Origin of the sequence: Halobaculum litoreum, from assembly GCF_030127125.1 — an archaeon.
Taxonomy (GTDB): Archaea; Halobacteriota; Halobacteria; order Halobacteriales; family Haloferacaceae; genus Halobaculum; species Halobaculum litoreum.
On the sequence record NZ_CP126156.1, the window covers coordinates 1,968,736 to 1,987,802 of the forward strand.

General features: G+C 70.1%; 21 protein-coding genes. 10 read left to right on the top strand and 11 right to left on the bottom strand.

The genetic code is table 11. The annotated features are described in order from the left end of the window. Positions 1-17: 17 nt before the first annotated feature. Positions 18-1,100 carry a hypothetical protein gene (locus tag P0R35_RS10755; protein WP_284012470.1) on the bottom strand — a complete coding sequence of 361 codons (1,083 nt, stop codon included), beginning with the start codon at positions 1,098-1,100 and terminating at the stop codon, positions 18-20. Positions 1,101-1,212: 112 nt separating this feature from the next. On the opposite strand from P0R35_RS10755, the gene P0R35_RS10760 reads away from it, so the two are divergent. Then, positions 1,213-1,704 (top strand): hypothetical protein, encoded by a 492-nt coding sequence (locus tag P0R35_RS10760; RefSeq protein ID WP_284012471.1) that lies wholly within the window; start codon positions 1,213-1,215, stop codon positions 1,702-1,704. Between the two features lie 60 nt (positions 1,705-1,764). On the opposite strand, the gene P0R35_RS10765 is transcribed toward P0R35_RS10760, so the two are convergent. Next, the gene (locus P0R35_RS10765; RefSeq protein ID WP_284012472.1) at positions 1,765-2,214 is read right to left on the bottom strand and encodes a DUF8050 family protein; all 450 of its coding nucleotides are present in this window, start codon (positions 2,212-2,214) and stop codon (positions 1,765-1,767) included. A 6-nt stretch (positions 2,215-2,220) separates the two neighbouring features. Then, positions 2,221-3,330: an OBG GTPase family GTP-binding protein gene (locus P0R35_RS10770; protein WP_284012473.1), complete on the bottom strand. Its 1,110-nt coding sequence runs from the start codon at positions 3,328-3,330 to the stop codon at positions 2,221-2,223. Between the two features lie 184 nt (positions 3,331-3,514). On the opposite strand from P0R35_RS10770, the gene P0R35_RS10775 reads away from it, so the two are divergent. From P0R35_RS10775 to P0R35_RS10800, 6 genes are all read left to right on the top strand, one after another. Continuing rightward, positions 3,515-3,715, top strand: coding sequence for a VNG_1110C family protein (locus P0R35_RS10775; protein ID WP_284012474.1), 201 nt, complete (start codon positions 3,515-3,517; stop codon positions 3,713-3,715). Positions 3,716-3,798: 83 nt separating this feature from the next. Next, the gene (locus P0R35_RS10780; RefSeq protein WP_284012475.1) at positions 3,799-4,176 is read left to right on the top strand and encodes a DUF7541 family protein; all 378 of its coding nucleotides are present in this window, start codon (positions 3,799-3,801) and stop codon (positions 4,174-4,176) included. A 79-nt stretch (positions 4,177-4,255) separates the two neighbouring features. Next, positions 4,256-4,660 carry a DUF6684 family protein gene (locus P0R35_RS10785; RefSeq protein ID WP_284012476.1) on the top strand — a complete coding sequence of 135 codons (405 nt, stop codon included), beginning with the start codon at positions 4,256-4,258 and terminating at the stop codon, positions 4,658-4,660. 126 nt (positions 4,661-4,786) lie between these two features. Further along, the gene (locus P0R35_RS10790) at positions 4,787-6,547 is read left to right on the top strand and encodes a cbb3-type cytochrome c oxidase subunit I (protein WP_284014611.1); all 1,761 of its coding nucleotides are present in this window, start codon (positions 4,787-4,789) and stop codon (positions 6,545-6,547) included. Positions 6,548-6,900: 353 nt separating this feature from the next. Continuing rightward, entirely contained in the window at positions 6,901-7,137 is a 237-nt protein-coding gene (locus tag P0R35_RS10795) for a DUF7520 family protein (RefSeq protein WP_432765047.1), read from the top strand. A 60-nt stretch (positions 7,138-7,197) separates the two neighbouring features. Next, positions 7,198-7,599, top strand: coding sequence for a universal stress protein (locus P0R35_RS10800; RefSeq protein ID WP_284012478.1), 402 nt, complete (start codon positions 7,198-7,200; stop codon positions 7,597-7,599). Positions 7,600-7,716: 117 nt separating this feature from the next. Here the strand turns inward: P0R35_RS10800 and P0R35_RS10805 are convergent, their stop codons facing one another. The 7 genes from P0R35_RS10805 to P0R35_RS10835 form a co-directional block, all read right to left on the bottom strand. Then, a complete protein-coding gene (locus P0R35_RS10805) occupies positions 7,717-8,424 on the bottom strand; it encodes a thioredoxin family protein (RefSeq protein ID WP_284012479.1) in 708 nt (235 codons plus the stop codon). 1 nt (position 8,425) lies between these two features. Beyond that, a complete protein-coding gene (locus P0R35_RS10810; RefSeq protein WP_284014612.1) occupies positions 8,426-9,154 on the bottom strand; it encodes an ABC transporter ATP-binding protein in 729 nt (242 codons plus the stop codon). Between the two features lie 140 nt (positions 9,155-9,294). Continuing rightward, the gene (locus tag P0R35_RS10815; protein WP_284012480.1) at positions 9,295-10,053 is read right to left on the bottom strand and encodes an ABC transporter ATP-binding protein; all 759 of its coding nucleotides are present in this window, start codon (positions 10,051-10,053) and stop codon (positions 9,295-9,297) included. Further along, positions 10,050-11,237 (bottom strand): branched-chain amino acid ABC transporter permease, encoded by a 1,188-nt coding sequence (locus P0R35_RS10820; protein WP_284012481.1) that lies wholly within the window; start codon positions 11,235-11,237, stop codon positions 10,050-10,052. The genes P0R35_RS10815 and P0R35_RS10820 overlap by 4 nt, the downstream gene beginning before the upstream one ends. Next, on the bottom strand, positions 11,234-12,187 hold the full coding sequence (locus P0R35_RS10825; protein ID WP_345782772.1) for a branched-chain amino acid ABC transporter permease: 954 nt from the start codon (positions 12,185-12,187) through the stop codon (positions 11,234-11,236). The genes P0R35_RS10820 and P0R35_RS10825 overlap by 4 nt, the downstream gene beginning before the upstream one ends. A 123-nt stretch (positions 12,188-12,310) precedes the next feature. Next, a complete protein-coding gene (locus tag P0R35_RS10830; RefSeq protein WP_284012483.1) occupies positions 12,311-13,660 on the bottom strand; it encodes a substrate-binding protein in 1,350 nt (449 codons plus the stop codon). Between the two features lie 194 nt (positions 13,661-13,854). Continuing rightward, positions 13,855-14,535 carry a haloacid dehalogenase type II gene (locus P0R35_RS10835; RefSeq protein WP_284012484.1) on the bottom strand — a complete coding sequence of 227 codons (681 nt, stop codon included), beginning with the start codon at positions 14,533-14,535 and terminating at the stop codon, positions 13,855-13,857. Between the two features lie 143 nt (positions 14,536-14,678). Here P0R35_RS10835 and P0R35_RS10840 point away from each other — a divergent pair, with 143 nt between their 5' ends. From P0R35_RS10840 to P0R35_RS10850, 3 genes are all read left to right on the top strand, one after another. Further along, the gene (locus tag P0R35_RS10840; protein ID WP_284012485.1) at positions 14,679-15,431 is read left to right on the top strand and encodes a GNAT family N-acetyltransferase; all 753 of its coding nucleotides are present in this window, start codon (positions 14,679-14,681) and stop codon (positions 15,429-15,431) included. Between the two features lie 87 nt (positions 15,432-15,518). After that, the gene (locus P0R35_RS10845) at positions 15,519-16,373 is read left to right on the top strand and encodes a P-loop NTPase (RefSeq protein WP_284012486.1); all 855 of its coding nucleotides are present in this window, start codon (positions 15,519-15,521) and stop codon (positions 16,371-16,373) included. 64 nt (positions 16,374-16,437) lie between these two features. Further along, positions 16,438-17,289 carry a fructosamine kinase family protein gene (locus P0R35_RS10850; RefSeq protein ID WP_284012487.1) on the top strand — a complete coding sequence of 284 codons (852 nt, stop codon included), beginning with the start codon at positions 16,438-16,440 and terminating at the stop codon, positions 17,287-17,289. Between the two features lie 88 nt (positions 17,290-17,377). Here the strand turns inward: P0R35_RS10850 and P0R35_RS10855 are convergent, their stop codons facing one another. Continuing rightward, the gene (locus P0R35_RS10855; RefSeq protein WP_284012488.1) at positions 17,378-18,988 is read right to left on the bottom strand and encodes a long-chain-fatty-acid--CoA ligase; all 1,611 of its coding nucleotides are present in this window, start codon (positions 18,986-18,988) and stop codon (positions 17,378-17,380) included. Between the last annotated feature and the right edge of the window lie 79 nt (positions 18,989-19,067).

The following is a 19,067-nucleotide window of genomic DNA, read 5'->3' on the forward strand; positions in this document are numbered from 1 at the left end:
GCGGGGAGCCGCCGCGTTCAGAACCGCTTCTTGCGCTTCTCGGGGACGTAGCTCGGGTCGACGCGGTCCATGACGTCGGCCGCCGAGTCGTGCGCGAAGGCGGGCTCCTCGTTCAACAGGAAGGTGTCCGCGCGCGTGCCCGTCTCCCAGCGGAGCGCCGCCCCGGAGACGCCGCCGGAGAACGGGGCCAGCGACGCGCCGTACTCCGCACACAGCGCCTCGAGGAACTCGCCGCGGGTGGCCGCACGCTCGTCGGCGTACTGCGGCTCCGACTTGTTGCGTGCGACCGCCGCGAACCGGCGGTCCGTCTCGCCGTGGCGCACGTGCCACAGGTGGCTCGCGTAGCGCCACCGGAGCCGCGCGGTGTCGCGCAGCGCGAGCGTCAGCGCCTCGTCGACCGACCGGGCCGACTCCTCGCCGGGCGCGAAGTCGAGGAACACGAGGTCACGGTGGATCCGTTTGAGCGCGCCCGTGTCGAGCAGGTCGACACAGAGGACGCCGTCGCCGTCGCGGACGCGCATCGTCGGGTGGTCGCCGTCGGTGTCGACGACGCCCGTCCGGGGGCCCGCCGCGAGGCGGTACGCCGCGCGGAGCGCGAACAGGTGGAACCACTCGACGCGGCCGCCCGTCGCCGCCTCCCCGGACAGCGGCGCGGCGAACGCGTCCCCGTCGAGGACGCGGGTGGGCGTCGCGTCCGGCGCGGGCGCGAGCGTCGGCTCCTCGCCCGCGAGGTCACAGTCGGCGCCGCGGTACTCGCGGGTGCGAACCGCGTCCGCCAACACGGGGACGAGGTCGACCGCCATCGGCACGGCGAGGAACGACTCCACCGACTTGTGGGCGACGACGAACACTTCGGCCGTCGAGAACGGCACCAGCTTCTCCCCCAGTTCGGCGAGGCGGCACTTCAGCACGGGGCCGTCGGCGGTGTCGAACCAGTGCGGCGGCGTCACGGGGCCGTCGAAGTGGGTCCGCCGGACGTACTCGTCCAGCCGGTCGACGAACCGGTCGGGCGAGTCGACCCCCACACGGTACACCTTGTACCACCGCTCCCCGGTGCCGCGGCGGGTCTGTTGGAAACACACGAGCGCGTCCGAGTCCATCGATCCCATCGAGCCGGCCGCCCGGGCATAACGCTTCGGCGCTGAATGTCACGCGTGATTCTCGGCCGGCGCGGCCGTGGGGTTTTGACCCCGGCCTCCGTGGTCGGCTCCCGTGTACTCCCGACACCACGCCGCCGTCTCGGCGGTCGTCGCCGCCGGCCTCGTGTGGGCGCTCCCGCTGGGCGACCGCCTCGCCGTCGCGGCGGGCTGGTGGGCCGTGCTCACCGCCGCCGGCGTGTTGATCGACCTCGACCACTTCGTGATGGCGCGGGTCGTCCGCGGCGACTGGGCGAACGCCCGGCGCGCGCTGGCGAACCCCCGCGCGGCCGTCCTCGACCAGTCCGAGCTGTTCGACCCCGGCGACCTGTGGCCGCTCCAGCGGCTCCTCAGCCACGTCGTCCTCGTGCCCGTCGCCGTGCTCGCGGCGTGGGGAGCCGGCGGCCTCGCGGGGGCGGGCGTCACCCCGGCAGCGGCCGCGGTCGCGATGGCGGTCGTCCTCTACGTTCACCTTCTCACGGACCTGATCTGGGACGTGTGGCGCCAGGAGGGGTACCACGAGCAGGTCCGGCGCCTCGGCGCCCCGGACGGCACGCGACGGCCGTGACTCCCACGAAGCACGTCGCTCGTCCCCGGAGGCCGGCGCAGTGGGGTCGTCCCGGGGCGGTCACGCGCGGGTCCAGTCGCGATACCGCCACGCGGCGACCGCCCACAGCGCGAGCGTCCCGACCGGGTAGCCCGTGCGCAGCGGCTGGATGCCGAAGCGGAGCGCGACGGACGCGTTCACCGCCCCCGCGAGCACGAGCAGGCCGGCGGTCACGCGCGGGTCCTCGCGGCCGACGAACGCGAGGGCGGCCGAGGCGACCGCGAGGAGCCAACAGCCGGTCGCGATCACCCACGGGACGACCAGCGGCGACCCGGACAGCGAGAGGTACTCGACGAGCGTCCGCGCGTACACCACCGGCGCGAACGAGAGGCCGCCCCACGCGAACCGCAGGAACGGGACGCTGCTGTCGGTGAACGTCTGGACCGACCACGGGACGACGCCGCACAGCAGGACCGCGAGGAGGAGGCGCCGCGGCGTCGGCCGCGGCAGCCGGTCGAGAGGGGACGCCACGCTACCTCACTTGCGGGCGACGATGCGGAGCACGTCCTCGTCGGCGAGTTCGTGGCCCTTGCCGACCTGCTGTTCGTCGTGTTTCGCGGAGGGGCCCGACACGCGCGCGAACTTGAACCGCTCGTCGAAACTCCCGCCGAGTTTCGCGCAGGCGTCGCCGACGGTGTCGCCCTCGCGGAGCACGAGCGGCTCCTCGTAGTCGACGCCGCGGCCGGGCTTGTCCATGTAGATGCGGATGAGCCCGAGCGCGTCGAACACGCGCTCTTTGAGCCCGTCGAGTCCCTTCTCCTCGACCGCCGAGATGAAGATCGCCTCCTCGGGGTCGATGTCGTGCGAGCGGAGGTCGTCGTACACCGTGGGGAGGTAGTCCTCGTCGATGAGGTCGGCCTTGTTGACGGCGACGATAGAGGGGAGGTACTCGCGGTTGTCCATCACGCCGTCGATGAGCTCGTCGATCGTGAGGTCGTGCGGGATCGTCACGTCGGCGTTGACGAAGCCGTGGGTCCGGAGCACGTCCTCGACCGTGCTCTCGTCGAGCGACACGGTGTCGCGCATCGTCACCTGGATGCCGTCCTTGTGCGTCTTGCGGACGGAGATGTTCGGCGGCTCGGTGTCGAGGCGCACCTTGTTCTCGTACAGTTCGTGGCGGAGTCGCTCGTACTGGTCGATCTCGAACACCGAGAGGACGAACACCACGAGGTCGGCGGTGCGGACGACCGACAGCACCTCCTTCCCCCCGCCGCGGCCGCCCGCGGCGCCCTCGATGAGGCCGGGCACGTCGAGGATCTGGATGTTCGCGCCGCGGTACTTCAGCATCCCCGGGTTGACGTTCAGCGTGGTGAACTCGTACTCGCCGGTCTCGCTCTCGGCGTTGGTGAGGGCGTTGATCAGCGTGGACTTGCCGACCGAGGGGAAGCCGACGAGCGCGACCGTCGCGTCGCCGGTCTTCTCGACGGCGTACCCCTGTCCGCCGCCGGAGGAGGACTGGTTCTCCAGTTTCTCCTTCTTCTCCGCGAGCTTCGCCTTCAGCCGACCGATGTGCGCCTCGGTCGACTTGTTGTACGGCGTCTCGGCGATCTCCTCGCGGAGGTCCTCGATCTCTTCCTCCAGTCCCATCGCTAGACGGTGGACCGTCCGCGCGCCTAAACGCTTCCCTTCGGCCGACGGCGTCACCCCGGCGCGGCGATCCGACGTGCGTCCGGCGACCCGGCGCGAAACCGGTCGGATCGGCGCCGTCCGCCCGTGTACGTACTTCGGTACGACTATATCCCGGTAGCTAGGATACCGATCCAAGGACGGCATGCCGGATCCCTCCCGCCTCCGCGACAGCACGCAGATCGTCCTCCCCTGCGGGGAACTGGAGGACGTCCAACCCCCCGTCGAGTCCGAGTTCACCGTCTCCGTGTTCGCCAAGGACGGGCACTGCCGCATCATCGGCAGTCCCGTCGAGATCAAGGCCGTCTCCGAGTACCTCGCCCGCCACGGCATCAGCCTTCCCTGACGGAGCCGTTCGGCCCCGCCGGAACCGACCGACCGGACCGACCGGACCGACAGGCTTTGAACCGCCAAGCCCGTTGGGCGGGTATGGACGAGAACCCGGGACTGAGCGAGGAGTACCGGCGCGCCAGCCCGTGGCCGCTGTTCGTCGCGCTGGGGCTCCCCATCGCGGAGCTGGGCATCCTGTTCGGGCTGGTGCCGCTGGCGGTCGGCGGACTGCTCCTGTTCTTCGGCTCCATCGCCGGCATCCTCCGGGAGAACAGCTACGTCTCCTCGACGTGGCGCGGGCTGGCGGCGCTGTCGCTGGTCGTCGTCGCGCTGGGACTCGCGATCTGGTACTGGGACGGGACGACGCAGTCGGACCTGCTCGTGCGCGCGTACTCGGTCCTCGGCACGGGCGTCCTCATGCTGCTGGCCGGCGTCGGCGGCGAGCTGTTCGCCCAGGACGCCGAGCCGACGCTGTGAGGGTCGTCCGCCCGGTACGCCGCCGGTGACGACCGCGGAAATGGACAAGGTATTAGGTCGCGCTGTGTAAGATCCGCCCATGGCACGCATCTTCGACAGGGACACCCTGCTGGATCTGACGGTGAACGTCATCCCGCTGGGCATCATCCTGTTCTTCGTCGTCGCGTTCGTCCTCGTCGACCCGTTCGGTGGGCTCGACTTCTACGGGCGCGTGCTCCAGATGGGGCTGCTCGTGTTCCCGTTCGTCGCGCTCGCGATCCTCACGTACGTGTCGGGCAAGGCGATCGCCGGCGACGAGAAGCGCTCGCCCGTCTTCTTCCAGGGACAGGCCACCATGGAGGGCGCGCAGACCCGCCACGAGGCGGAAGCCGATATCGAAGCCGCGGACGAGGCCGCGGCCGCCGCGACGGCCGAGGCCGAGGCGGAAGCGGAGGCGGACGCGACCGACGACGACGCGGACCCGGACACGACCGACGAGGAGTAGCCGTTCCGACCTCCGAACGACCGCAGAATCGGGACCCGCCGGGGCGGGGAACCCGAATCTTTCTTGTGCGTCCGACGCTGATGCGTGTCCATGGAGACTACCGGCCAACTGCTGCTGACGGTGCTCATGGGGGCGTTCCTCCTGGGCGTGGCGGCCTTCCTCGCGCGGGTCGAGGACTGGCGGTCGTACACGCCACTGGGCGCCGGCGGCGGCGCAGTCGGTGAGTCCGGCTACGGGCACGCGGAGAAGCCCGCCGGGCTCATCCGCTGGTTCACGACGGTCGACCACAAGGACATCGGACTGCTGTACGGGCTGTACGCGACCATCGCCTTCGTCGTCGGCGGCCTGATGGTGATGCTGATGCGCGCGGAGTTGACCACGCCCGCGACGGACGTGCTCGGCTCGGCGACGTTCTACAACTCGCTGCTCACCAGTCACGGCATCACCATGCTGTTCCTGTTCGGGACGCCGATCATCGCGGCGTTCGCGAACTACCTCGTCCCGCTCATCATCGGCGCCGACGACATGGCGTTCCCCCGCATCAACGCCATCGCGTTCTGGCTGCTGCCGCCGGCGGCGCTGCTCATCTGGGCGGGCTTCTTCCCGATCCCGGAGGTCATCCCCGCCCAGACGGCGTGGACGATGTACACGCCCCTCTCTGCGGGCGTCGGGAACGGGAACCAGATGAACGTCGGGGTCGACCTGATGCTGCTGGGCCTGCACCTCTCGGGGGTCTCGGCGACGATGGGCGCGATCAACTTCATCGCGACCATCTTCACCGAGCGCGCCGAGGAGGTCACCTGGGCCAACCTCGACATCTTCTCGTGGACGATCCTCACGCAGTCGGGCCTCATCCTGTTCGCGTTCCCGCTGCTGGGCTCGGCGCTCGTCATGCTCCTGCTCGACCGCAACTTCGCGACGACGTTCTTCGCCGTCGAGGGCGGCGGTCCGATCCTCTGGCAACACCTGTTCTGGTTCTTCGGCCACCCCGAGGTGTACATCCTCGTCCTGCCCCCGATGGGCATCGTGAGCTACGTGCTCCCGCGGTTCTCCGGCCGGAAGCTGTTCGGGTTCAAGTTCGTCGTCTACTCCACGCTCGCCATCGGCGTGCTCTCCTTCGGCGTCTGGGCGCACCACATGTTCGCGACGGGGATCGACCCGCGCCTCCGCGCGAGCTTCATGGCGGTGTCACTCGCGATTGCGATACCGTCGGCGGTGAAGACGTTCAACTGGATCACGACGATGTGGAACGGGAAACTCCGCCTCACGGCGCCGATGCTGTTCTGTATCGGCTTCGTGAGCAACTTCATCATCGGCGGCGTGACGGGCGTGTTCCTCGCGTCCATCCCCGTCGACCTCGTGCTCCACGACACCTACTACGTCGTCGGCCACTTCCACTACATCGTCATGGGCGCCATCACCTTCGCCGGGATGGCGGGCATCTACTACTGGTTCCCGCTCGTCACCGGGCGCTGGTACCAGCGCACGCTCGCGAAGGCGCACTTCTGGCTGTGGATGATCGGCACGAACGTGACGTTCTTCGCGATGGTGCTGCTGGGCTACGGCGGCATGCCGCGGCGGTACGCGACGTTCCTGCCGCAGTTCGCCACGCTCCACCAGATCGCGACGCTCGGGGCGTTCATGCTCCTCGTCGGCGGCGTCATCTGGGTGTACAACATCTACGTCTCGTGGATCGAGGGGCCGCACGTCCAGTCGGGCGACCCGTGGCGCCTCGACGAGACGAGCCTCAACACCGCCGAGTGGGACTGGTTCGACGCCAAGCGCGAGACCTCGCTGGCGGCGACCGACGGCGGCGAGGAAGTGAAGGCCGACGGGGGCGAGGTCGTCGACGGGGCCCCCGCCGACGACGCGGCCGACGACGAGTAACCCCCCGCCCGCGTTCCGTTCGGGTTCTCCGTTCGCCACGTCCGCCAGCCGCGGCCGCGGCTCCCGCCTCCGCGACGGCGGGGCTTTTACTCGTGCGGCCCGGAGCGGTGGTATGAGCGACAAGGACCTCCTCGGACTCGTGCTCGGCGGCATCGCCCTGCTGATGTTCGCGACCGGCCTCGTGCTCGTCCTGCAGTAGCGCCGGCGGCCGACGGCGCCGACACGCCGGGGCGGCGACCCCGAGCGGAACCCATATTCGCGCCCCGCCCCGAGCATGGAGCGTGAGCGTTCCGAACGACGACGGGGACGACGCGACCGGGGCCGAACGCCAGCGGCGCCTCGACGGCCCGCGGATCGTCCTCACGCTGTACGTGCTCCTCACCGGCGTCGGGTTCGCCGCCGGCGTCCTCGTCGCGACGTTCGTCGACGGCCTGAGCGCGCCCGCGCTGTACGGCGTGATCGAGCTGCCGGCGACCGCGCTCGGCTTCTCCGTCTACGGCGGCGTCACCATCGCGACGGTGCTGGGCGTGCCGCTCGCGCTCGTGATCTACGTGTCGCGGCGCATCGACGACCCCGACGCCGTCGAGTAGCGCGGCTCGAACGGTCGTCCCGGCGAAAGGACTAATCCCCGTGCGGGAGTGGCGTGCGGTATGTACCACGTAGTACTCGGCGTCGACGAGGACGAGGACCGCGCCCGCGCGTCGGCCGCGGAGATCGCGAAGCTCCCCGGCGACGGGAGCGACACCGAAGTGACGATCGTCCACGTGTTCCAGGACAACCCCAGCGGCGCCTCCGCGACGCAGGTGGCGTCCGTCCGCGAGGCACAGGAGGTGCTCGAGGAGGCCGGCATCACGGTCGACATCACCGAGTCGAGCGGCGACCCCGCCGACGCGATCATCGAGACGGGCGACGAGGCCGACGCCGACCTCATCGTCGTCGGCGGGCGCAAGCGCTCGCCCGCCGGGAAGGCGCTGTTCGGGTCGGTCACGCAGACGGTGATCCTCAACGGCGGCCGGCCGGTGATGGTGACCGGCGACGTCGCGAAGCGGTAGGCGACCGCCCGGCGGCGGGACCCGCGTTCTTTCGATGCCTCGACCGCCAGCGGCGCGGCCGCTCGGGGTCGGGAAGCCGCGGACGGAGGCGGGGACGGACGCCCCCGCGACGGGACCTCAGAACGCGTCGTCGACCAGCGCCGCGACCGCCTCGGGCGACCGGTAGCCGGTCTCGACGGCCGCCGCCTCGCCGTCGGCGACACAGACGACCGCCGGCGCCGTGTCGACCTCGAACCGGCGCCGGAAGGTCGGCGCCGCCTCGCCGTCGATCCCCGCGACGGCGGCGTCGTCGGGGAGCGCCTCCAGCGTCGCCGCGATCTCGGCTTTCATGCTCTCGCACGGGTCACAGCGGAGCCGCCAGACGAACACGACCGCGCGGTCGTGCTCGGCGAGGAACGCCTCGACGTCGTCGTCCTCGAGTTCGTCCATCTCCGGCGGGACGGGCGTCGCCGGGGCGATCTCGGCGACGATGCTCGCCATCGTCGCCCGCTCGACGGGGCCGGGGACGGGCTCGTCCTCGTCCTCGAAGTGCGCGCGCAAGGAGAGGTACGCCACGAACTCCTCGCGGGTGACGCCCTGTTCGTCGATGCGGCGCACCGCCTCGCTGTACTCCAGCCCGAACGCGTCGGCGACGGCCTCGGTGAACTCCTGTTCGGGGAGGTCGCCGTAGCTCTGTTCGTACAGGTCGACGATGTCGTGCAGCGCCGCCGAGATCCGCAGCGTCCCGTCGTCGTCCTCGCGGACGGCGCCGACCTCGATCAGCCGGTCGAGCAGCGCCTCCGTGTCCGGCGTCTCCGACGGGCCGGGGGTAGGGTCGGCCGCCATCTCAGACACCCAGGTAGCGCTCGCGCGTCCGTTCGTCGGCGCGCAGTTCCTCGGAGTCGCCGGCGAACACGATGCTCCCCTGGTCGACGACGTACGCGCGGTCGGCGATGTTCATCGCCGCCACGGCGTTCTGCTCGACCAACAGGATCGTCGTCCCCTTCTCGGCGATCTGTTCGATGGCGTCCTCGACCGTCTCGATGATCTGCGGGGCGAGCCCCTCGTAGGGCTCGTCGAGCATCAACAGGTCCGTGTCCTGCTTGAGCGCGCGGGCGATGGCGAGCATCTGCTGCTCGCCCCCCGACAGCGTCCCGGCTTTCTGGGAGGCGCGCTCCTCCAGCCGCGGGAACACCTCGTACACCTCCGCGGTCGTCATCCCGGGGTGGTCCATCGAGACGTCGCGGCCGAACGTGTTCGACCAGTTGCGCGCCACGTCCGAGAGGTGGAGGTTCTCCTCGACCGTGAGGTTCGGGAAGACGCGCCGCTCCTCCGGCACCAACGAGATGCCCAGCGAGGAGATGTCCTCGGTGGAGCGCTCGGTGATGTTCTCGCCCTTGAACGACACCGTCCCGTCGCGCACGTCCGGCGGGCGGGCGCCCGCGATGGAGCGCAGCGTCGTCGTCTTGCCGGCGCCGTTGCGGCCCAACAGCGCGCACACCTCGCCCTCCTCGACGTGCATCGAGAGGTCGCGCAGGATGTGGCTCTGGCCGTAGTAGGCGTCGACCGCCTCCATCGAGAGGAGGTGGTCCCCCTCGGCTACCGCCGCGGCCGCCTCCTCGGCGTGGGCGGCGGCGGCCTCGGCGGCCGCCTCCGCGGCGGTCGACTGGGCCTCCGTCTCCGTGGCGTCGGCGCTCTGCTCGGGGGCGTCGGAGCTCACAGCTCCACCCCGCCCAGGTACGCCTCCTGAACGCGTTCGCTCTCCTGGACCTCCTCGGGCGTCCCGTCGGCGATGACTTGGCCGCGGTTCAACACGAGGATGCGGTCGGCGATGCGGAAGATGATCTCCATGTCGTGTTCCACGATGAGGATGGTCAAGCCGAGTTCCTCCTGGAGGCGCTCCACGAGGTCCACGGTGTCTGCGGTCTCGTCCGGCGACATGCCGGCGGTCGGTTCGTCCATCAACAGCAGCTCCGGCTCCGAGGCGAGCGCGATCGCGATCTCGAGCCGGCGTTTGTCGCCGTACGGGAGGCTGCCCGCCTCCGTGTCGTCGTCGCCGAGCAGCCCCACCGCGCTCATCATCTGGTCGGCCGTCTCGTGGACCGCCGAGAAGCCCGACAGGCGCTTGAGGAAGTTGAACTCGAAGGAGCCGTGCTCGGCCGCCAGCGCGGCGATCTCGACGTTCTCGCGGACGGTCATCCCCGGGAAGATCGACGCCGTCTGGAACGACTTCGAGATCCCCGTCTGGACCGTCTCGTGGGGCGAGAGGTTCGTGATGTCGTTCTCGTCGAACTCCACGCTGCCGGCGGTCGGCTCCAGCGCGCCCGTGATGCAGTTGATCAGAGTGGACTTGCCGGCGCCGTTCGGGCCGATCACCGCGCGCGTCTCGCCGCGGTCGACCTGGAACGACACGTCGTCGACGGCGACGAGGCCGCCGAACTGCTTCGTGAGGCCGTCGGTGCGGAGGAGCGTCACTCGCGCTCACCCCCGTCGGCCGCGGCGGTGTCGCCGCCGCCTTCGCCGCCCGAGCGGTCGGTGAGCATCGCGACCAGGTCCTCGCCGGCGCCGTAGATCCCCCGGGGGAACACCCAGACGATCGTCACGAACACCGCGCCGAGGACGAACCGCCACAGCGACCCGATCGACCCGATCGCCGGGAGGCTCACGCCGGAGACGACGTTGGCGACGTACTCGAACACGAACGCGCCGAACACGGGGCCGACGAGGCCGCCCGTGCCGCCGAGCACGGTCATGATGACGAAGTCGCCCGACTGGATCCAGTACAGCCCCGTCGTCGGGTGGATGTACTGCTCGTGGATGACGAACAGCGCACCCCCGACCCCGGCGAACACGGCCGAGATGACGAACGCCATCAGCTTGTAGCGGAAGACGTTCAGCCCGACGAACTCGACGCGCTCCTCGTTCTCGCCGAGCGCCTCGAAGATGAGGCCGTACGGCGAGTTGATGATCCGGTTGCCGACCCAGACGGCGACGAGCATCGAGACGGCCGCGAACCCGTACATCACCGTGTACGAGTCGAGGAACGGGAGCGGGGTGAGCGGCGCGTCGAACGGGAGCGCGCCGAGGAACAGCCCGTCGGCCTCGATGTTGGAGAAGCCGTTGTCGCCGTTGGTGAGCCACGAGCCCGGGCCGAGCGCGTAGAAGTACAGCGCCTGCCCGAACGTCAGCGTCAACACGGCGAAGTACACGCCGGAGCGCCGGATCGAGACGAACCCGATCGGCCACGCCAGCAGCGTCGCCACGAGCGTCCCGACGACCACCATCAGCAGGGGGCTGGGGACGACCTGGCTGAACAGCGCCGCCGAGTACGCCGCCGACCCGAAGAAGGCGGCGTGGCCGAACGACAACAGCCCGGTGTAGCCGAGCAGGAGGTTGAACCCGATGACGATGATCCCGTAGATGAGCACCAGCGACGGGAGGCCGGTGTAGCCGCCGATCGACAGCCCGATCACGTCGCCGACGATACCGAGCACGTCGACGAGCAGGAACGGGAACACGATCAGCGCCGCCGCCGAGGCGACGACGACGAAGTCGTCGCGCTCGCGGAGCCGCGAGAGGGCCGAGCCGCCGGAGGCGGACGCGGGCTCACCGGACTCCGCGACGGCGCCGCCGTCGGTGGCGACCTCGCGGTCGGTCATTCGCCCACCTCCGCGGTGCCGAACAGCCCCTGCGGCCGGAACACCAGCATCAGCGCGACGAACAGGTAGAGGACGATCTGCGCCCACTGGCTGTACGTCTGGGTCATCGCGGAGATGATCAGTCCCAGCACCATCCCGCCGGCGATGGCCCCGCGGACGGAGCCGGCGCCGCCGACGACGATGGTGAGGAACGCCGGCACGAGCGCCTGGGTGGTGCCGATCTGCGGGCTGATCGTCTGGATCGACGCGCCGATGAGCCCCGCGAACGCCGCCAGCGCCGCCCCGAGCGCGAACACGAGGCTGTACGAGCGGTTGATCTTGATCCCGAGCAGCCGGACCATCTCCGAGTCGCGCGTGCCCGCCTGCACGACGAGCCCGAAGTCGGTCCGCTCGATCGCCAGGTACGTCACGCCGATGACGAAGAACGTGATGACGATGATGAGCAGCCGCCACGAGGGGAACAGCCCCACGAACGGGAGGCTGACCGGCTGGGAGACGTTCACGCCGAACAGCGTCGACGGCGCGATCGACTGGAACGTGTTCCCGCCGATGACGTTCTTGATCGTCTCCTCGACGATGAGCGCGAGCCCGAACGTCACGAGCAGTTGGTCCGTCTCGGGTCTGTCGTAGAACGGTTCGGCGACGAACCGCTCCATCAGCAGACCGATCCCGAACCCGATGACGGGAACGAGCACGATCGCCGCGAGGAAGCCGCCGTCGAAGCCGAGCGACGTTATCCCGATGCTGTACAGGAACCCGTTGGTGAGGGTCGTCTCTTGGAAGACGATGAGCCCGACGTACGCGCCGACGAGATAGAGCGCGCCGTGCGCGAGGTTCAGGAACTCCATCGTGCCCAGGATGATGGTGAGACCGATCCCCAACAGCGCGTAGATCGCGCCCTGCTGGAGCCCGTTGAGGAGTATCGATGCGATTTCGGACTGTAAGAGCAACATTATCGTTCGTGTAGGTGCGGCGTGGTCCGCATGGGAGTAGTTATTGGTGGTGACATTCGTTGGCGTGGTCCGTGGTGACGTGCAAGAAGGTGCCGATACGGGACGGCGATCAGTCGCCGATCACTCGTCGCCGTACTCGCCCAGCTCACACTCCGCTGCCGGGCCCTCGTTACAGCCGTAGCCGAGTTGGTCGCGTGACGTCTGGTTGACGACTTCCAGCAGTCGGCTCTCCGTCTGGTCGCTCGACGGCAGCCCGCGCACGACGAGCACGTCGCGCTGTGCCTGGTGGTCGCAGGCGCGCATCGTCTCGGCGCCGAGCCCGGCGTTGTCGTACTCGTACCCCTCCAGTGCGCGGATGACCTCCGGCGGGTAGAACGTCTCCGCCCGCTCGCAGGCCGCCGCGTACTGGAGCGCCTGGGTGTACGCCAGTCGCGCCGCGTAGCTGGGCACCTTGTCGTACTCGCTGCGGAACGCCTCGGTGAACGACTGGGAGGCGCTGTCCTCGAGCTGCCAGCTCCAGTCGGCCGTGCCGAAGATGCCGTCGATGGAGCCGGCGGCCGCCTCGGCCATCAGCCGGTTGTACAGCGGGACGACGATCTCCATGTCCTGGTCGAGGCCGGCCTCGATCGCCTGCGGGAGGGAGTTCGCCGCGTCCAGCCCGTAGTGGTTGAGCACGAGCACGTCCGTCTCGTCGCGCGGGACGTCCGAGAGGTACGACGAGTAGTCGGAGGTACCCAGCGGCGTCGGCACCGACTCGATCTGGCTCCAGCCGCCGACCTCGGTGAAGAACTGGTTCATCGAGTCCTGCTGCGTCTGCCCCCACGAGTAGTCGGCGTACAGCTGGTAGAAGTTCAGGTCCTCGCCGTACTCCTCGGCGAGCACCGGCGCGAGCGCCTGCCCGGTCATGTACGCGTTGAACATCTCCCGGAAGGAGTAGCGGACACACTCGGGACCGGTGGTGTCGTTCGAGTGCGTCAGACAGGCCATGAACTGGACCTTCTCCTCCTGACACAGCTTCTGCATGGCGATGGCCGTCGCCGACGACGACCCGCCGGTGATCATGATCGCGTTGTCGCGGTTGATCATCCGCGTCGCCGACTGTCGGGCCGTGTCGGGGTCGGTCGCGGTGTCCCCCTCCACGGACGCGACGGTCTTGCCGAGCACACCGTCGCCCGAGAGGTCCTCCCAGCTGTCGACCCAACCGCCGCCGTTGTTCAGGTGCTCCTTCGCGAGGTTGTACCCGCGGAGCTCGTCGGCGCCCTCCTGGGAGTACGACCCCGACTGCGGAACGTTGAACCCGAAGACGACCTCGTCGCCCTCGACCGGGTAGTTGCCGAGCGCCGGGTACTCGGAGTCGCCGCCGCCGCCGCCGCCGGTACAGCCGGCCAGTCCTGCCAGTCCCGCGACCCCCGCGGCGCCGGAGGTCTTGAGCACGTCACGTCTACTGAGTGCGGTGGTATCCCGTGCCATGCTCCAACCGGTGGAAGCGACCTTAATGAACGTTCCCCCCATATTCCCTTAGACCGTGTTAATATTGGTAATATGCTCTCCCCATGTACCCCATGATAATGTTTATCATACTTGGGACGTTTCAGTCGTCCGATTACGGGAATAAACGGGCCACGTGTTTGCTTCCGTTTCGCCGACAGGTCCCGCCGCGGTTCTCACGCCAGTTCGTCGGCGACGCGCGCGAGCCCGTCGACGGTGAGGGTCGGCTCGACGCCGATCCGTTCGAACGGGTCGTTGGCGCGGTCGACCCACGCGGTCGCCATCCCCGCCGACCCCGCGCCCGCGACGTCCCACGCGTTCCCGGAGACGAGCCGACAGTCGCCGATGGGGGTGTCGGTGCGGGCGGCCGCGTTCTCGTACACCGCCGGGTTCGGCTTGAACGTCGACACCTCGTCGGCGCTGATCACGTCGTCGAGGTGCGGCGCGAGCCCCGCGTTGTCGGCGAGCGTCTCCAGCATCTCCGGGTTGCCGTTCGAGAGGACGGTGACGGTGTGACCCGCGTCCGAGAGCCGCGTCAGCGTCTCGACGGCGTCCGGGTACGGGTCGAGGTGGTTGTACGAGTCGCGGATCCGCGCGCGGGTCGCGTCGTCGGCCGCGACGCCCCACTGGGCGAGCGCGTAGTCGAGCGCGTCGGCGGTCACCTCCCGGAACGGCCGGTACGCCTCCATCAGCGCCGACTGGTAGGAGTACTGCAGCTGCTTCGCCCGCCACGTCTCGTCGATCCGCGAGACGAGCGCGTCGCTGGCGTCCAGTTCGGCCGCGAGGGTGCCGGTCACGCTGCCCGTGTCACACAGCGTCCCGTACATGTCGAAACACAGCGTCTCCGTCTCGGACATGCCCGCCCGATCCACGGCGTGGCTGATAGTACCATGGGAGGCGGCGAGCCGGCGACGCGACCGCCCGGTTAGGCGCCGACGAACCGGCGCGGGCGTCGGTAAGCGCCAGCGTGGTTAAGTGGCTGTCCGCGGTACGTTGTCACATGGATCTGCGAGACGCGACGACCGAGGACGTGGACGGCATCCGGGAGACCGCGCAGGCGTCGTTGACCGCCTCGTACGGGCACGCCCTCTCGGGGGACCTCATCGCCGGCGCCGTCGAGACGTGGTACGACGCCGAGGAGGTGGCCGAGAACCTCGCGGGCGACGACGCGGTGTTCGTGGTCGCCGTCGAGGACGGCGAGGTGGTCGGCTTCGTCCAGAGTTACCTGGTCGAGCGCCGCGAGCCGGTCGGCGAACTCGACTGGCTGCACGTCCACCCGGACCACCGCGGCAAGGGGATCGGCGACGACCTGCTCCACCGCGCCGAGACGGAGCTGTTGGAGCGGGGCGCCGAGCGCATCGAGGGGCGCGTGCTCGCGGCCAACGAGTCGGGCGCGGAGTTCTACGAGGGGGAGGGGTTCTCGAAGATCGGCGAGCGGACCGTCGAGATCGGCGGCGAGCCGTTCGTCGAGCAGGTGTTCGCCCGCTTCCCCACCGGCGGCGAGCAGGTGTTGACCGAGGCACGCGTCACCGAGGACGGCGAGCAGGTGTACGTCGCCTACGACGAGGCCGACCGCGCCTCGCTGGCGCCGTTCTACGCGACGTACGCCGACCGCGAGCGCACCGAGCGCATGGGGTACATCTGCGGCAACTGCGAGGGCGTCCACGTCACGGTCGACACGATGGACCGCGTGCAGTGCAACGACTGCGGCAACAAGCGGAAGGCGAGCCGCTGGGACGCGGCGTACCTGTAACGACGGCGCCGCCGTCGGCCCGAGGGCGGTCTCACGCGCGATACTGCGAGGGCCGCAGTTAAGTCGGGGGCCCGGCGTGACTCACACATGGACGGACGCGTGCTCGCCGTCGTCGGCGCGAAGGGGGGCGTCGGCAAGACGACGACGAGCCTCAACCTCGCCGCCGCGCTCGCCGAGGACGGCCGCGCCGTCGCGGTCGTCGAGGCGGACCTGGCGATGGCGAACGCGGTGGACTTCCTCGACATCCGCGTCAACGGCGGCCGGACCCTCCACGACGTGCTGGCCGGCGGCGCGGGCGTCTCGGACGCCACCTACCCCGCCCCCGGCGGCTTCGACGTGGTGCCCAGCGGCGTCGACCTCGACGGGTTCGTGCAGTCGGACCTCGACCGCTTCCCGTCGGCCATGGAGGCGCTGAAGGCACGCTACGACGCCGTGCTGGTCGACACCGCCGCCGGCGTCAGCCGCGAGACGGTGGTGCCGATGTCGGGCGCGGACGCCTCGGTGTTGGTGTCGACCCCGCGGGTCGCCTCCATCCGCGACGCCTCGAAGACGATGACCGTCGCCGACCGCGCCGACGCCCCCGTCGGCGGCGTCGTCCTCACGAAGTCCGGCACCGGGCGGTCGCCGCCGGCGGACCGCATCGCGGGGTTCCTCGACACCGAGTTGTTGGGGCACGTCCCCCACGACGAGGCCATCCCGAAGGCACAGGACGCCGGCCAGGCGGCCGTCTCCTACCGCCCGCACAGCGACGCCGCGACCGCGTACCGCGAGGTCGCGGCGGCCCTGCGCAAGCGCCCGGACATGCTCGGGATGACCGTCACCGCCGACACCGGCGGGTTCCGCTTCGGCGGCGACGACGACGCCGGCGCGTTCGCCGACGGCGGGAGCGGACGCGGGGCGGACGGCGCGGGCGCCGACGGCTTCACCAACCCGTTCGGCTGACGCGCGCGCTCGCGCCGTCCGGCCGACCGCAACGACTACCGTCGAGCGACCGCCCCACGTTCGCATGGACGAGGCGACGCGAGCGACCGTCGAGGCGTGGGCCGGCCGTGCCGTCGCGGGCGCGACACCCCTCGACGGCGGCGAGGTCGGCACGGTCCACCGCGTGACCCTCGCGGACGGCCGCCGGGTCGTCGTCAAGACGGGGCCGACCGAGCCGGCGGTCGAGGCCGGGATGCTCCGCCACCTCGCCGACGAGGTCGGGCTCCGGGTGCCCGACGTGTTGCACGCGGGCGACGGCGTCCTCGTGGTGGCGTACGTCGACGGGGACGACGACGCCGAGGTGACGCCCGCGGTCGAGCGCGACCTCGCCGACCGCCTCGCGGCGCTCCACGCCACGACCGCCGACGCGTTCGGCTTCCCGTTCGACACGCTCACCGGCCCGTACGCGCAGCCGAACCCGTGGACCGACGCGTGGCCCGCGTTCTTCGCCGACCACCGACTCGCGCACGCCGCCGAGCGCGCCCGCGACGAGGGCGTGTTGCCCGGGGCGGACCGCGAGCGGGTGCGAGCGCTCGTCGAAGACCTGCCCGCGCTGTTGGACCACGACCCGACCCCCGCGCTGGTCCACGGCGACGTGTGGGCGGGGAACGTCCTCGTCGACGACGACCGCGTCGCGGCGTTCGTCGACCCGGCGTGCTACTACGCCGACCCGGAGGTGGAACTGGCGTACGTCGCGTGGACGGAGACGGGCGGCGACGCGTTCCGCGAGCGCTACGCGGCGGTCGCCGGCCTCGCCGACGGCCACGACGAGCGCGCGCCGGCGTACCGGCTGTACCCGCTGCTCACGCACCTGCGCTACTTCGGCGACGAGTACCTCGCCGAGGTCCGGGCGACGCTGACGGAACTGGGGTACTGAGGCGCGGAGACGGAGGGCGCGACGGCGAGTGGAGGGACGGGGAACGCGGGTGGTCGAGGGGCGATGCGGTCGACGGCGCCGGCGCGGGTTATCCCTCGCCGACCATCCGCTCCTCGTCGGCCCACTCCTCCTGTCGGAGCTCGTACTTCTGGACCTTGCCGGTGGAGGTCTTCGGGAGCTGTTTGACGAACTCGATCCGGGTGGGCGCCTTGTAGTGGGCCATCTGCTCGCGGGCGTACTCGATCAGTTCCTCGGGGGTGACGCCCGGGTCGTCCGGGTCGCCGCTCGTCGGCACGACGTACGCCTTCGGCGTCTCGCCCCAGTCATCGTGGGGCGAGGGGATGACCGCCACGTCGTCGACCATCTCGTGGCTGAACAGCGTGTCCTCCACCTCGATGGAGGAGATGTTCTCCCCGCCGGAGATGATGATGTCCTTCTTGCGGTCCTGGATGGAGATCATCCCGTTGTCGTCGACGACCGCGAGGTCGCCCATGTGGTAGTACCCCTCGACGCGCTCGGAGAACGCCTCCTCGGTCGCTTCGGGCTTCTCCCAGTACCCCTCCATCACCGCGTTGCCGCGGACGACCACCTCGCCGATGGTCTCGCCGTCCTGGGCGACGTCGTTCCCGTCGTCGTCGACGACGCGGATCTCCGTGCCGAGGTAGCCGAACCCCTGCGTCTTCTTCACCGCGAAGCGGTCGTCGGAGTCGTCGTCGAAGTAGCGGCGGGCGTCGGAGGTGGTGATGAGCGGCCCGGTCTCGGTCGCGCCGTACACGTGCTTGAGGTACCAGCCGAACTCGTCCTCGACGGTCCGGATCGTCGCCTCCGGCGGCGCGGCGCCCGCGGTGGCGACGCGGACGTCCTGCCCGGCGTCCGGCTCGCCGCCGTGCTCGTCGATGTAGTCGCCGAGCATCTTCAGGACGGTCGGCGCCGCACAGAAGTACGTCACGTCCTCGGTGCGGAGTTTGTCGAACACGTACGCCTGGTCGACGCCGCGGGTGCAGACGTGGCGCGCGCCCAGCCCCGTGACGGCGTAGATGTGGCCCCAGCCGTTCACGTGGAACATCGGCAGCGTCCAGAGGTAGGTGTCGTCGTCGCGGATCTCCTGGTGGATCGCGACCTGGTAGGCGTGGACCGTCTCCGTCCGGTGGGTGCGGCACACGCCCTTCGGGTCGCCGGTGGTGCCGGAGGTGTAGTTGATCGTCACGATCTCGTCCTCGTGCATCTCCGGCCGGTCGTAGTCGGTCGACTCGGCGACGATCTCGTCGAACGACTCCCAGTCGCCCTCGACGGCGTCGACGTCGTTCGTGATGAACGTCTCCGTCGGCACGTCGTCGCGGATCGCCTCGATCTTGTCGGCGTACGCGTAGTCGGCGTAGACGGCGTCGACGCCCGCGTCGTTGAGGATGTACTCGAAGTCGGACTCGACGAGCCGGTAGTTCAGCGGCGTGTGGACCGCGCCGGCCTGGAAGCTCCCGTAGGCCGCCTCCAGGTGGTAGTGGGTGTTCGGGTCGAGCACCGCCACCCGGTCGCCCTTCTCGATCCCCCGGGCCTGCAGGGCGGCGGCGAACCCGTCGGCGCGCTCGCCCAACTCGTCGTACGTGTAGCGGTCGCCGTCCACCCCGAGGACGGCCTCGTGTCCCCCGTAGTTGCGTCGGGCGCGGTCGAGGAAATCCGTCACCAGCAGCGGTATCTCCATGGTCGGCCGGAACTTCAGGCACGTTCGTGATAATCGTTGTGGGGACGGTACCACCCGACAGGGATCGATCCCGGCGATG

Bases quoted from the DNA above. Each gene is read 5' to 3' on its own strand.
- P0R35_RS10755 (WP_284012470.1), bottom strand. From the start codon at position 1,100: ATGGACTCGGACGCGCTCGTGTGTTTCCAACAGACCCGCCGCGGCACC.
- P0R35_RS10770 (WP_284012473.1), bottom strand. From the start codon at position 3,330: ATGGGACTGGAGGAAGAGATCGAGGACCTCCGCGAGGAGATCGCCGAG.
- P0R35_RS10775 (WP_284012474.1), top strand. From the start codon at position 3,515: ATGCCGGATCCCTCCCGCCTCCGCGACAGCACGCAGATCGTCCTCCCC.
- P0R35_RS10780 (WP_284012475.1), top strand. From the start codon at position 3,799: ATGGACGAGAACCCGGGACTGAGCGAGGAGTACCGGCGCGCCAGCCCG.
- P0R35_RS10785 (WP_284012476.1), top strand. From the start codon at position 4,256: ATGGCACGCATCTTCGACAGGGACACCCTGCTGGATCTGACGGTGAAC.
- P0R35_RS10790 (WP_284014611.1), top strand. From the start codon at position 4,787: ATGGGGGCGTTCCTCCTGGGCGTGGCGGCCTTCCTCGCGCGGGTCGAG.
- P0R35_RS10800 (WP_284012478.1), top strand. From the start codon at position 7,198: ATGTACCACGTAGTACTCGGCGTCGACGAGGACGAGGACCGCGCCCGC.
- P0R35_RS10805 (WP_284012479.1), bottom strand. From the start codon at position 8,424: ATGGCGGCCGACCCTACCCCCGGCCCGTCGGAGACGCCGGACACGGAG.
- P0R35_RS10810 (WP_284014612.1), bottom strand. From the start codon at position 9,154: ATGGAGGCGGTCGACGCCTACTACGGCCAGAGCCACATCCTGCGCGAC.
- P0R35_RS10820 (WP_284012481.1), bottom strand. From the start codon at position 11,237: ATGACCGACCGCGAGGTCGCCACCGACGGCGGCGCCGTCGCGGAGTCC.
- P0R35_RS10830 (WP_284012483.1), bottom strand. From the start codon at position 13,660: ATGGCACGGGATACCACCGCACTCAGTAGACGTGACGTGCTCAAGACC.
- P0R35_RS10835 (WP_284012484.1), bottom strand. From the start codon at position 14,535: ATGTCCGAGACGGAGACGCTGTGTTTCGACATGTACGGGACGCTGTGT.
- P0R35_RS10840 (WP_284012485.1), top strand. From the start codon at position 14,679: ATGGATCTGCGAGACGCGACGACCGAGGACGTGGACGGCATCCGGGAG.
- P0R35_RS10845 (WP_284012486.1), top strand. From the start codon at position 15,519: ATGGACGGACGCGTGCTCGCCGTCGTCGGCGCGAAGGGGGGCGTCGGC.
- P0R35_RS10850 (WP_284012487.1), top strand. From the start codon at position 16,438: ATGGACGAGGCGACGCGAGCGACCGTCGAGGCGTGGGCCGGCCGTGCC.
- P0R35_RS10855 (WP_284012488.1), bottom strand. From the start codon at position 18,988: ATGGAGATACCGCTGCTGGTGACGGATTTCCTCGACCGCGCCCGACGC.